A 12,326-nucleotide genomic window follows, 5' to 3' on the forward strand; every position below is an offset into this window, starting at 1 on the left:
GTAACAGGACCGACTTGTTTTGAAACCTCTCCTGCTCACGCACTTTACCGCCACGAGTTGTGCCGGCCTCGGACTGGATGCCACCCGCGCAGCGTTGCGCGGGCAACGTGGCGGACTCGCGCCGTGCCGCTTCGAGCGGGCGACGCTCGACACGTGGATCGGCGAAGTGGACGGCGTCGACGCGCAGCCCGTGCGCGCCGATCTGAGCGACTTCGACTGCCGTAACAACCGGCTCGCGCAACTGGGCCTCACGCAGGACGGTTTTGCTCAAGCGGTCGCCGCCGCAGCGCAGCGTCATGGCGCGCAGCGGGTCGGCGTGTTCATCGGCACCAGTACCGCAGGCATTCTGGAAACCGAAAACGCCTACCGCCGGCGCGATGCGCAAAGCGGCGCCCTGCCCGCCGGTTTCCACTATGCCGAAACCCACAATCCGTATTCCTCGGCGGCGTTCGTGCGCGCCTATTTCGGGCTGCAAGGGCCGGCGTTCGTCATTTCGTCAGCCTGTTCGTCGGGCGCCAAGGTGTTCGGCTCGGCGCGCCGCATGCTGGCCGCCGGGCTGATCGATGCCGCCGTGGTGGGCGGTGTCGATTCGCTATGCCTCACCACGCTGTACGGTTTCAACTCGCTCGAACTGCTGTCGGATGCGCCGTGCAAACCGTTCGACATCGACCGCAGCGGGATCTCCATCGGCGAGGCGGCGGCCTTCGCGCTGCTCGAACGCGCGCCGGAGCCAGACGGGGCAGCCGCAGCCATGGCGAATGACGCGATCCTGCTGGTCGGCATCGGCGAATCGAGCGACGCCTACCATATGTCGTCGCCGCATCCGGAAGGGCTCGGCGCGCGCCTTGCCATGGAACAGGCGCTGGCGAGCAGCGGGATCGACGCCGACGCCATCGACTACATCAATCTGCACGGCACGGCCACGCCGAGCAACGACGCCGCCGAAAGCCGCGCGGTCAAGGCGCTGTTCGACGCCACGCCGTGCAGTTCGACCAAGGGCGCGACCGGCCACACGCTCGGCGCGGCGGGCGCGCTCGAAGCCGTCATCGCCGCGCTGACGCTGCGCGAGCAGTGGCTGCCGGCAGGCATCAATACGACCGAGGCCGATCCGGCGCTGGGCCTCGATTACCGCTTGACCGGCGGTCCGGCCAGACTGCAGGCCGTCCTGAGCAATTCGTTCGGCTTTGGCGGCACCAATTGCAGCCTCCTGTTCGCGCGCGCCGACCGCGCGCTCAACCGAGGCGCCGCGTCATGATTGCCTTGAGCGCCTTCATCGAAAGCGTTGGGTTGCTTGGGCCGGGCCTGGACAACTGGAGCGATGCGCAGGATCGGCTCGCCGGACGCGCGGCATATCTCGCGGCGCGCACGGTCGTTCCGGCACCGGCCAGCCTGCCGGCGGCCGAGCGGCGCCGCACCGGCGCGGGCGTCAAGCTGGCGCTCGCGGTAGGTCAGGAAGCCGTGGCGAGCAGCGGCCGCGATGCCGCGACGCTTGCCACGGTGTTTGCCGCGTCGGGCGGCGACGGGCAGAACTGCCACGTGATCTGCGAAACGCTCGCGGGCGACGACCGCGCGCTGTCGCCGACCCGTTTTCACAACTCGGTCCACAACGCGCCGGCCGGCTACTGGAGCATCGCCACCCGGGCAATGGCGTCGTCGAACGTGTTGAGCGCGTATGACGGCAGCTTCGCCGCCGGTCTCTTGGAAAGTCTCTGCCAGGTGGCGGTGGACGGTGTGCCGACCTTGTTGATCGCCTTCGATACCGACTATCCGGAGCCGATGCGCGAGGTCCGGCCGATCCCCGATGCCTTCGGCGTGGCGCTCGTGCTCGCGCCGACGCAGAATACGAATACGCTGGCGCGCATCGACGCGCGCCTGACCGATGCCCCCGCGACCGTCCTTGCCACGCCGGAGTTCGAACAGATGCGGCGCGCCAATCCGGCGGCGCGCGCGCTGCCGCTGCTCGATGCGCTGGCGGCGCGACGCACCGCCAGCGTGGTGCTCGACTACCTGCAGGACGTTCAGCTACAACTCGACATCTCGATGCCGGATGCGAGCCTAAACCCGATGCCGGACGCAATAGCAGACCCGGTGCCGGACGCGAGCCTGGACAATTCCGGCGAGTACCCACAATGACGTCCAGCTTTCCGCTCTCGCCGCCGCTCGACCATGCGTGGATCGCCGCGCATATTCCGCATAGCGGCTCGATGTGCCTGCTCGACCAGGTGGTTGAGTGGGACGCCGAACACATTCGTTGTACCGCGACGAGTCATCGCGATCCGGCCAATCCGTTGCGCGCGCACGGACGCCTCGCGGCGGTGTGCGGCATCGAGTACGCCGCGCAGGCGATGGCCGTGCATGGCGCGTTGCTCGGAGCCTCGCAGGATCGGCCGCGCGCCGGTTTTCTCACCAGCGTGCGGGACATCGACGCGCAAACCGGCCGCCTCGACACGCTCGACGGCCCCTTGAACGTCACGGCCGAGCGCCTGAGCGGCAACGGCAACACCATTCTCTACCGCTTCGTATTGCAGTGTGACGAGCGCTCGATCCTAAGCGGACGCGCTACCGTCATGCTCGATGCAAGCGGCGCAACCCTAACGGCCGCACGTGCCTTGAGCGCCGGCCTTTAATCAGGACCCCGTGTGATGAAGAAGTTTTGCAGACTGTTGCTCGCCAGCCTCACGCTGGCTACGCTCGCGCCGCTGGCCCATGCGGATTTCGCCGAAGGCGCGCATCAGTTCAAGACCGACGTGAAAACCGCCGGCAAGGAAACCGGGCACGCCATCGGCAACGCTGGCCGTGCGGTTGGGCATGGCGTGAATTCGGCCGGTCATGCGGTCGCGCACGGCGCCAAAACTGCGGGCCATGCGGTGGCGAATACCACCCGCCATGGCTATTACGCCACCAAGCACTGGGTGAAAGAAAAGACCTAAAGCCCAGCGGGCCTCAGCGCATGTTCCCCGTGTGTCCCAGCGAATAGCGCCCCGGCTGCGGCCACACGGTCAGACCGTGCGGCTCCATGCCTACCGAGATCGAATGCACTTCGCCTGAGGTGGTGTCGATGGCGTACACGACATCGTCGAAGCGGCCCGACAGCCACAGCATCTTGCCGTCCGCGCTGACATTGCCCATGTCGGGACTGCCGCCGCCCGGAATCGGCCAGGTGACCAGCACCTTGCGCGTCGCGAAGTCGAGCACCGAGATGCTGCCCTTGCCATGCTTGCCACCGTGCACGCGATTCGAGCCGCGGTTCGAGATATACAGCTTCGTGCCGTCGCGGCTCGGGTAGAGCCCGTGGGTGCCGACGCCCGTCGGGATGAAGCCGATCTTCGTGAAGCTGTCGCCGTCCACCACGAACACGCCATTGGCCATCATGTCGGCCACGTAGAAGACCTTGCCATCCGGCGAAATGCGGATGTCCTGCGGCATGCCCTTCGCTTCGAGCTGGAGATAGCCCACCACCTTGCGGTTCAGCAGATCGATCTTCGCCAGCTTGCCGCCGAATTCGCAGGTAAACAGCGCGTACTTGCCGTCGATCGAAAAGTCCGCATGGTTGATGCCTTTGCATTCCGGCACCTCCAGGTTCGACTTGAGCGCCATGGTATGCGCGTCGCGAAAGTCGAGCCGCGCGCGGGCCTCGGCGACCACGATGGCTTCCTTGCCGTCGGGCGTGAAGTACATGTTGTACGGATCGTCGACCATCACCGCCTTGCCCGGTTTGCCGGTCTTCGGATCGATCGGCGTCAGGCTGCCGTCGGGCCGGCCCTCGGCGTTATTGGCCACCCACAGCGTCTGCAGATCCCACGACGGCACGACGTGCTGCGGACTGAGTCCGACCGCGAACCGGTCGACTACCTTGAGGGTGGCCGGATCGATCACGTAGACATCGTTCGAGCGCAGGTTCGGCACGTAGACCCGTTGCAAGGCGCCCGCCACCGCCGGACTCAAACGGTTGACGCCCGCTTCGCTGTACAGGTTGCCCGCATTGACCACCGGCGGCATGCCCACGACGGTCGTCACGGACGCTGCAGCCGCGGCGGGTTGCGTCATCCATAAACCCATCAGAACCACGCCAACAGACGATGCAAGCCGCAGCCAGCGACCGGAACGGTGAGCCATAGCGAAGACCTCCATGAATGGGTGACGCAAGCCGGATGACGAAACGTGGCGCTCAGCGCTCAGCGCCCTGCCGTGTCCTTACGGATCGCTTCGACGGTTCTGGAAACAATCAGATCGATGCCTGGCTGGCCGAGTTCAGCGGTCGCTCGACGCGGATCGCCGCCGTACACGCCGTCGGCCGGGCCGGGCTTGGGGTCGCTGCGCAGACGCTCGAGCCGGACCATTTGCGGCGCCACCGCGAGCAGCAGCGAGGTGTCCGCGAGTCCGGCGTGGGTGCCGATTTCGTCGTCGTGATAGCCATGCTGACGCAGGATTTCGTTGTAACCGTCCGAACTCGCGCCGTAGTACTCCGGCGGCACGAAAGCCCGCGCCGAAGTCCCCGCCCACGACTTGTTCAACTGTGCGACGACACGCTTGACGTCGTTCTGATAGCCGCCATGGTCGCCGAGAAACACGATGTTCCTGAAGCCGTGCACCGCGAAACTGTTGGCGGCGGATTCCAGCAACTTTTCGAACACGTCGTCGGGGATCGTGATGGTGCCGGGAAACCGCATGTGGGACGTGGGTGGCGCGTAGCCGCCTTCGGGCACATAGGCGATGATCGGCGCGACGAGCGCGTTGCCGAGACCTTGGGCGATGCGTTGCGACAGCACCGCCACGCGCGCATTGTGCTTGCCGAGCGCCACATCGGGACCGCTTTGCTCGGTGCCGCCAATGGGAATGATGATGGTGGTCTTGCCCGCCGCCACCGCGTCGCGCACTTCCGTCCAGGTCAGGTTTTCGAGGAAGACGGTCTTCGGCGTTTGCGCGAAAGCGCCTCGCGCCGCGACCAGCAAAAACAACCACGCGACGATCGACGCAAGCAGCCGCCGTGATGAAAAACGCATGACAGGCCCCATCCCGGAAGATTGACGACGCCTGTGAGTATATCTGCCGCTTCCGCTCGTGGAAGCGCATTTGCGGGCCGCTGTTGAGCGGCGACAAGGCTGCGTAGGCGCGCGAATACGGCGGGAATACAGCGGGAATGAAGCGAGAGTAAAGCGGGTTGTAAGCAGCGCTTGAGCGAAATCCTGGCACATCGCCACGGGTTTTCCCCAGGCAAAATTCGCACGGAAAACCTTTCTATTTGCTTTCTTTATGCTTTCGATTGCTGTCAAATGAGGTCTTCAATCAACCCTTGGAGATTTTCATATGTCGGCTTTCATGCAAGGTGCGGTGACCTTGGGTGGTTGCATCGGCGTGTTCACGCTGATTGTCGCAGCGATCGAAATGTTGAACTGATCGCAGCAAATGGCAACGCTTGCCGCTCGCCTTCAGCGCGACGTACTACGGCTCGCGCTGAAGGCGTTTTTCAAGGCTTGACGCGCCGCCCTACACCGGCGACGGATTGCGCTCCGCAAAGCCTTCCTGATGCCAGTACGGATACGCCGGCCGCACGGCGCTCGCGGCATCGAGCTTCGCCATCTGTTCGGGCGTCAGGTTCCAGCCCACCGCGCCGAGATTCTGCCGCAGTTGCTCTTCGTTACGCGCGCCGAACAGCACCGTCGAATCCGTGGGACGCTGCAGCAGCCAGTTCAGCGCAATCTGCGGCACCGTCTTGCCGGTTTCCTCCGCGATCTCGTCGATCGCATCGAGGACGCGGAACAGATAGGGCGATGAACAAGGTACGCGTGAATGCCTATCATAAGCGTCCAGGTTATATAAACCGGAAAGATCATGCCGTTTCGCGGTTCAGCTGGCCCTATCTTTCCACGAAGGCGTTCCTGATCTGCTGGGCGCGCTTGACTTCGTCGCTGTGCAGGTAAATCAACGTCGTCGCGATCGAGGCATGCCGCAGGTTATCCCGTACCGTGGTCAGTTCGACGCCGCGAGCCAGGGCGTGGGTTGCATGCGTGTGCCGGGTCCAGTGCGGACTCGCGCGACTCAGCTTTTTCGCGAGCACCGGGTTGTCCGCTGCGATGACTTCGGCCGCTTTCGCAAAAAACCGGCGTGTGACCTCCCATAGCCGGACACCGCTGATGCCTGCCGCGCTGTCCTGCTCGAGGCTGCCGATGAGCGGCGTATCGGGACGCCAGCGGGTCGGCGTGAGCGGCAGCCTTCGCTCCACCAGGTAGCGGTCCAGCGCAGTACGAGCCAGTGGTGGCAGCGCGACCTTGCCCGCCTTGCGCCCTTTCCCGATGATGTTCAGCCAATGATCGCCCCGGGCGTCGGTTTCGACGTTGCCGAGACAGGCGCCGACCAGTTCGCTGACCCGCAAGCCGGTCGCATACGCGAAGTCCAGCACGAAGCGCAGGCGTTGCCCAGCCGGCGCTTCCCAGCCATATGACCACTCAAGTCCGTCAGCAATGGTGCGCACGAGCATCCACTCGCCCTCGGTAAAGGCGTCGGCCGACGCAGAAAACTTTTGTACGAGATCGCATCCTCTGTCGTGAGCGACGACAGGGCTCGGTCACGGTCGACGATCGCCCACAGGATCAAGCGTTCGGCTTCCTTCCGGTAGGCCCGCTGCGTTGCGGGGGATTCGTGCAGCGACAGCCATGCCTGCACGGCTGCGTAATCGTTGTTGGCGTCGAGCGTGCAAGTGTGCCGCGGCGCGCGAAAGGCGCCCGACGAGCCATCGACCTCGTGCGGAAGCCGGAGCGACTCCCACGGAACGACTGCGCGAGGACCGCGGACTGCGACCAGGGCGCGCGCCCGCTCCGTCAGTTCAGGATGCGCGGCAAAGAACGCTTCGATCCGCCTCGCGCTCGCCGGGCCGAGCCCGGAGACCGCTTTCCACCACTGACGTCGGCGCGGAATCCGCACGGTGAGGTCCGCCAGCGTCGCAATGTCGTGTGCACGCAGCACAGAAACGGCGCGAGCCGGCAGCCACAGAGCGATGTTGTCACTGATCTGCGGTGTCGGCGGGTCTGCATGGCGCAGAACTTCGATCGCGTCCGCGACCGCCTTTGCTTCCCGTAAACGCTCACTTTCCACTTGCTCGAAAACGGCGGCGAGATCCGGCCGGCAAGCATGCCGCGCTAACTTCGCCAGCCGTCGTCGAAGCTTGCCTGGCAGGCCGCGCGCCGATTGCCCTGCGCCGATCCGATCAGGTAAATAGCGCTCGACGGCTTTGCGAACCGGCATACCGGCGTATCAAACGCGAAGCATCGCGAGTTCGTCGGCATCGGGAAAATCCACGCGGCGAGGTTCAGGCGAAGGTATCGAGGTGAGACGCGTTTTCATGACCTAGAGTTTGGTCCAGAAACGTTGCTACAGAGATAAGAAAAGTTATCTTGATAGCACGGCCAGCAAGCACATTTGCGACCGAGGCCTCACATCCTATAAGCCCATCGCCGGGTTCGTGAACGGCCGCTGTGGGGATGGCGCGACCGCCTCTTGTCGACCCACAACCGCCCTTCGAGCCAATGCAAGGGCTATGACCGGTCGCAAGTGCGGAACGGCCATTCGCGCGGTCTGCACGCTGGCAAGCTGTCCGCCGATCATCAACCCACCTCCAAAGATTGCGATCGATGACCCCAACCGGCGAGCAGGAGATGAGAATTGTTCCGGCGCTGAGATCGGAAAGCCGCCCGGATTCGCTGCGAAACAAGAAACGGCTCAAGCAACCCGCAGAAGCCTAAAAACGATGCGTCATGCCGATTGCCGTCATGAACTGGTTCGTGGCTGCTTCGGTAACAGCAACGCCAGGCCAACTCACGGTAGCCGTCCCGTTGTTCTTGAAATAGCCGACGCGCGCGTAGACGCTGGTCCGTTTGGAGATGAAGTGGTCGATACCCGCCTGGAAACCCGGCGTGTTGTCGTGTGCGCCGCGCACATTGCGATAAAGTGCCGCCAGTTCGATGGCGTCCGCAGTGCTGGCCTGAATTGTCGCGCCAAGCTCTGCCAGGCTGACCGAATGCCCGGTCCCGAGCAACGCGGCCAGCGAGTGTGGTGCGGCATCGACTGAGCGCTGGTAAGAGTAGTTGAATTGCAGATTCACGATTCCGATCCGGTACGCGAGAGCACCGACGAAATGCTCGGTGCCGAGCAGCGATAGAGGCGCCGGTAGCGACGAGATCGTCTCGGTGCCTGGGCGTTGGTTCACGTACGCGAGCCCTGCGTACAAACCAGGACCGGTGTAGTTAATCCCAAGGCTAAGCGCATTGCCTGTCGAGGCAGGCACCGGTTGGGTCACGGTTGCCGCGAACGCATACATCGCATAAGCTTGGGCACCCGCCATCTTCGGTGTCTGGTAGAGCACGGAATTACTCATGCGCGCCGGATCGTACTGTGTCGATAGCGTATTCCGATCCGGCGTGAGAACCATCGCCGAGAACGGAGACAACACTTCGTTCACAAAGAACGGATCGGTCGGGTAAACAACGCGGAAAGCCACATCGTACTGACGCCCGAAGCTGAGCGAGCCGAGCCGCTCGTCCTTTAGCCCCACCCACGCCTGGCGATAAAAGAGACTGGTTGTATCGGCGAACTGCGTGCCGTTGTTCAGGTTGAAGCCACTCTCGACGACGAATTGTGCGGCCAGCCCGCTGCCCAGATCTTCATTGCCCTTCAAACCAAATAGCGAGCCGGTCGAGCCACCGCTCTTCATTGCGACCGAATGTTGGCCCCCGTTGTCGAGATATTGCAAATAAGTGTCGACCACCCCGTAAAGCGTGACGCCGGATTCGCTCGCGGACGCTGCACCGCCAAGCAGCAACGGTACTAATCCACATATAGCCTGCATTCTTGCTCGCATAGAGGTCTCTTTAGTTATCGATCGACGTTGATGATTGGCTGCGTAGCCGTGGCTGCCAAGTAAAGCGGAATGGTTCGGAATCGCGGTGAATCGGAAGGTCCGGCGTGGCCGCTACGTACTTTGCGTTTGCGGCGCGCCCGCTGCCCCGCCGGACCCGCGCAATTGGCGACCCAAGGATCTCTGTGGATCGACCATCGCCGCGCCGCCAAGGCCACCGGCAATCAGCAGCACGCCGCAGACATCGAAAGCCAGTTCGTATCCACGCGAGCCGGCATGTGCCTGAACCAGATGGCCAGTGATCAGCGGCGCAAAAATGCCCGCCAAAGACGCCACCGAATTGCCTATTGCGAGCACTGCGCTGCGTTGAGCGCTGGGCGTGACTTCCCCAAGGATCGCCGGGCACATCGCGTAGCTTCCCGATCCGAGCGCCATCCCGGCAATCAGAAACATTGCACGCACGGCAAGTGGAAGTAGCGGCGCGGCCGCGCAGCAGAACATCGCGCCCGCGATCATCTGACAGGCGCCTGTACACCAGCCGCGCGCAATCCTTGGCGGAACGCCACGGACCAGCAGCCACTGAATGCCGTATGACGCCGTGATTGCAAGCGGCATCGCCGCGGCCACGATCAATGCGTACAGGCGTCCCGATGCAGTCGCCTCGAGCCCCAGCCCTTTTTGCAGATAAGCAGGCAGCCAAGTAAAGGAAAACGCGACGCCCCAGTAGGACGCAAACTGCATCGCCATGGTCGCGACGAGCGTACGGTCGGCCAGCAGATGACGATAGGCGACGCGCGGTCGGAGCAGCGTCCGGGTGGCCATTGCGTCGACGTTTCCTTCGCGTCCGAACGCGAGCCAGCACAGGGACCATGCGATCGTCAGCGTGCAGAGCAGGAGGAAATTGGCGCGCCATCCCCAACGGGCCGTCACAAGCGGCACCGTCACCCCGGCGATCAGCAGCCCGAGCCCCGCGCCCGCGTTGAACACCGCTATAGGCACAATGCGCTTATGCGGAGGAAACCATTTGAAGGCGGCATGGATAGCGACGGGATAGGCCGGGCCTTCGGTCAATCCCAATGCCACGCGCGCGGCGATGAAAACCGCGAACGAAGTCGGCACGAACAGAGGAACCTGGCACAACGACCACGCCAGCGCCATGGCTAGCAGGACCCACCGCGTCGCGATGCGGTTGCAGAGAAATCCACCAGCAATGCCACCCACGGCGAACAACCAGAAAAAGCTGCTGCCGACCATGCCGAACTGAACCGGCGTGAGCTTGAGTTCAGTCATCAGAGGCACGGCGAGCAGGCCGACGACAATCTTGTCGAAGAAGTTCACCAGCATGAACGCCAGCAGCAGCAATGCAATGCGCCACGCGCCCCATGCGTCGTAGGGTCTGTTCACTTTCGTCTCCTCCATGCGTGAGCATGAAGTGGCTCCCGCCGACTCGACGGAAACGCACCTGATTTTTTATGGTTCTACGACGTTGAAGTTGCCGTCGAACGTGTCGAGCGTGCCGAGCATCGCGATGAAAGCGTTCGAGTCGCCTTCGAGCCTGATATCGCCGGTGCGGACAGCGTCCGCAAATCCGACCTCACCGGCGAGGATGCGATTCAACAAGGCGCGCGTCATCCGCAAGCCAACGTGCGCAAACGCTGCGTGCACGGTCGTGGAACACGTCAACGCGCCATGCTTCAGGGTCAAAGCATAGGCCCGCTGCGTGTCGGTGAATTGCCATGCAATGCGAAGATCGAGCGCCTGCGCCTTGATTCCGTCGATGCGAATCGCGAGGTAGTCGAAGAACATCTCGTCGGTCATCGCGCTCACCATGTCGGCACTGCGTTTGCCATAACCCGACGTCGACCCGGCGCCGTCTCGCAACTCGCGCGCACCCAGAAGAAACGCGTTCCGCCAAGTGGCCGATTCCGCCTGGAACCCCATCTGCTCCAACGCGGCAGCGCCAAGTTCGCGCGCCTCATGCAGGTCGGGCTGGGCGAAAACGAGGTGGTTCATGACCTGTGCGACCCACCGGTAGTCGCCGTTCGCGAAATCGCGGCGCGCGCGCTCGAGCATCGCATCCGCGCCGCCCATGTATTCAACGTAACGAGGCGCCGACATCTCGGACGGCAATGCGTTCAGGTGGCTCGGGTTGCCGTCATACCAGCTCAGGTAATGCTGATAGATGGCCTTGACGTTGTGTGACACCGTGCCGTAATACCCGTGGGTATGCCACTGCGCAGCAAGGCTTGCAGGCAACGTCATGCGCTCGGCAATCTCCGGGCCAGTCAAGCCGTGATTCATCAGGCGCACGGTCTGGTCATGCAGATACTTGTAGAGATCGCGCTGTTGTTCGAGAAACGTTGCGACGCGCGCCGTTCCCCACGTGGGCCAATGATGCTGCGCAAACGCTACATCGGCATGCGGCGCATATCGTTCCAGCGCGCGTCCGAGATAGCGCGACCACAGTTGCGCATTGCGCACCTTGGCACCGCGAAGGGGGCAGAGGTTATGCAGCGTCTTAGTCCCGTTTTCCGCGAGATTGAGCGCGCGCAATTGCGGGAAGAAAAAGTGCATCTCGGCGGGTGCTTCGCTGTCCGGCGTCAGCTGGAAAACGATCTCCACGCCGTCGATCACATGCGTCTCGCTTTCTTCGCGGATCAACAGGGTGGGCTCGATCAGCGTCAATGTGCCGCGCGGCAGATTCTTTCCCAGCCCCGAATCGATCTGGCAACACGGATTGCGTGCGAGCGTATGACCGAACTGGAACTGACTTCGTCGCGCCATCGCCGTGCCGGCCAGAATGTTTTCGGAAACGGCCTCCTCCATGAAGCCGTTCGGCGCGATGATCGCGACACGGCCCGACCGCACGTCGGCTTCGCTGACGACGCCCTTGACGCCGCCGAAGTGATCCGTGTGACTGTGGCTATAGATCACGGCGACAACGGGCTTGCTCGGCCTGTGACGCAGATAGAGATCGAGGGCTGCGCGGGCGGTTTCGCTCGTGGTCAACGGATCGATGACGATCAGGCCCGTGTCGCCTTCAATAATCGTCATGTTCGCGATGTCGAAACCGCGCACCTGGTAGATACGATCGGTGACTTCGAATAGACCGTGAATGGCATTCAGGCGAGCTTGACGCCATAGCGACGGGTGCGCCGTCGCGGGTGCCTGCGCCCGGTCGAGAAACGCATAGTCGGCGAGGCTCCAGACCAGCCGGCCATGAGCATCGCGGACTTCCGCGTCGGGAACTGTCCCGACAAACCCGCGCGACGCATCCGCCAAGTCCTCGTCGTTTTCAGGCGGAAGTGCGCGCAGCGCAGTGCGGTGTGCTGCGTATGTAGCGTCCGTCGGGACGCCGGCTGCCGGGAGGGGGCAAGAGGTGTCCGATTGGGAGAGATTTTGCATGAAGGACTTCCTGATTCGTGGCGTGTCTGGCTCGTATCGCAGCGGATGGCTTAACGTAAAAGCCTTTCGC

At 63.4% G+C, this 12,326-nt stretch carries 9 protein-coding genes and 2 pseudogenes; 4 read left to right on the forward strand and 7 right to left on the reverse strand.

Translation table 11 applies throughout. The annotated features are described in order from the left end of the window. Window positions 1-19: 19 nt before the first annotated feature. Genes P3T43_RS03000 through P3T43_RS03015 form a run of 4 tightly spaced genes read left to right on the forward strand, consistent with a single transcriptional unit; the run spans window position 20 to window position 2,930 of the window. Entirely contained in the window at window positions 20-1,255 is a 1,236-nt protein-coding gene (locus tag P3T43_RS03000; protein ID WP_429279530.1) for a beta-ketoacyl-[acyl-carrier-protein] synthase family protein, read from the forward strand. Further along, window positions 1,252-2,133: a beta-ketoacyl synthase chain length factor gene (locus P3T43_RS03005; protein WP_429279531.1), complete on the forward strand. Its 882-nt coding sequence runs from the start codon at window positions 1,252-1,254 to the stop codon at window positions 2,131-2,133. The genes P3T43_RS03000 and P3T43_RS03005 overlap by 4 nt, the downstream gene beginning before the upstream one ends. Further along, window positions 2,130-2,627: a hotdog family protein gene (locus P3T43_RS03010; protein WP_429279532.1), complete on the forward strand. Its 498-nt coding sequence runs from the start codon at window positions 2,130-2,132 to the stop codon at window positions 2,625-2,627. The genes P3T43_RS03005 and P3T43_RS03010 overlap by 4 nt, the downstream gene beginning before the upstream one ends. 15 nt (window positions 2,628-2,642) lie before the next feature. Beyond that, window positions 2,643-2,930: a hypothetical protein gene (locus P3T43_RS03015; RefSeq protein WP_429279533.1), complete on the forward strand. Its 288-nt coding sequence runs from the start codon at window positions 2,643-2,645 to the stop codon at window positions 2,928-2,930. 13 nt (window positions 2,931-2,943) lie between these two features. Here P3T43_RS03015 and P3T43_RS03020 read toward each other — a convergent pair whose 3' ends face one another. The 7 genes and pseudogenes from P3T43_RS03020 to P3T43_RS03050 all read right to left on the reverse strand — a co-directional run bounded on the left by P3T43_RS03020 (window position 2,944) and on the right by P3T43_RS03050 (window position 12,256). After that, window positions 2,944-4,059 carry a YncE family protein gene (locus tag P3T43_RS03020; RefSeq protein ID WP_429279597.1) on the reverse strand — a complete coding sequence of 372 codons (1,116 nt, stop codon included), beginning with the start codon at window positions 4,057-4,059 and terminating at the stop codon, window positions 2,944-2,946. A 116-nt stretch (window positions 4,060-4,175) separates the two neighbouring features. After that, window positions 4,176-5,003: a creatininase family protein gene (locus tag P3T43_RS03025; protein ID WP_429279534.1), complete on the reverse strand. Its 828-nt coding sequence runs from the start codon at window positions 5,001-5,003 to the stop codon at window positions 4,176-4,178. A 484-nt stretch (window positions 5,004-5,487) separates the two neighbouring features. Beyond that, window positions 5,488-5,766: pseudogene (locus P3T43_RS03030) on the reverse strand (aldo/keto reductase); the annotation flags it as partial. 91 nt (window positions 5,767-5,857) lie between these two features. Continuing rightward, window positions 5,858-7,341 (reverse strand): annotated as a pseudogene (locus P3T43_RS03035) (phage integrase family protein). Window positions 7,342-7,735: 394 nt separating this feature from the next. After that, window positions 7,736-8,854, reverse strand: a complete 1,119-nt coding sequence (locus P3T43_RS03040) for a porin (RefSeq protein WP_429279535.1) — start codon at window positions 8,852-8,854, stop codon at window positions 7,736-7,738. A gap of 111 nt (window positions 8,855-8,965) precedes the next feature. Continuing rightward, window positions 8,966-10,255 carry an MFS transporter gene (locus P3T43_RS03045; protein ID WP_429279536.1) on the reverse strand — a complete coding sequence of 430 codons (1,290 nt, stop codon included), beginning with the start codon at window positions 10,253-10,255 and terminating at the stop codon, window positions 8,966-8,968. A 66-nt stretch (window positions 10,256-10,321) separates the two neighbouring features. Beyond that, on the reverse strand, window positions 10,322-12,256 hold the full coding sequence (locus P3T43_RS03050) for an alkyl/aryl-sulfatase (RefSeq protein ID WP_429279537.1): 1,935 nt from the start codon (window positions 12,254-12,256) through the stop codon (window positions 10,322-10,324). Window positions 12,257-12,326 lie beyond the last annotated feature (70 nt).

The sequence above is a fragment of the Paraburkholderia sp. GAS41 genome (genome assembly GCF_050436545.1).
Classification (GTDB): Bacteria; Pseudomonadota; Gammaproteobacteria; order Burkholderiales; family Burkholderiaceae; genus Paraburkholderia.

Excerpts from the sequence above, each read along its gene's own strand:
- P3T43_RS03005 (WP_429279531.1), top strand. The coding sequence starts at position 1,252 with ATGATTGCCTTGAGCGCCTTCATCGAAAGCGTTGGGTTGCTTGGGCCG.
- P3T43_RS03010 (WP_429279532.1), top strand. The coding sequence starts at position 2,130 with ATGACGTCCAGCTTTCCGCTCTCGCCGCCGCTCGACCATGCGTGGATC.
- P3T43_RS03015 (WP_429279533.1), top strand. The coding sequence starts at position 2,643 with ATGAAGAAGTTTTGCAGACTGTTGCTCGCCAGCCTCACGCTGGCTACG.
- P3T43_RS03020 (WP_429279597.1), bottom strand. The coding sequence starts at position 4,059 with ATGGGTTTATGGATGACGCAACCCGCCGCGGCTGCAGCGTCCGTGACG.
- P3T43_RS03025 (WP_429279534.1), bottom strand. The coding sequence starts at position 5,003 with ATGCGTTTTTCATCACGGCGGCTGCTTGCGTCGATCGTCGCGTGGTTG.
- P3T43_RS03040 (WP_429279535.1), bottom strand. The coding sequence starts at position 8,854 with ATGCGAGCAAGAATGCAGGCTATATGTGGATTAGTACCGTTGCTGCTT.
- P3T43_RS03050 (WP_429279537.1), bottom strand. The coding sequence starts at position 12,256 with ATGCAAAATCTCTCCCAATCGGACACCTCTTGCCCCCTCCCGGCAGCC.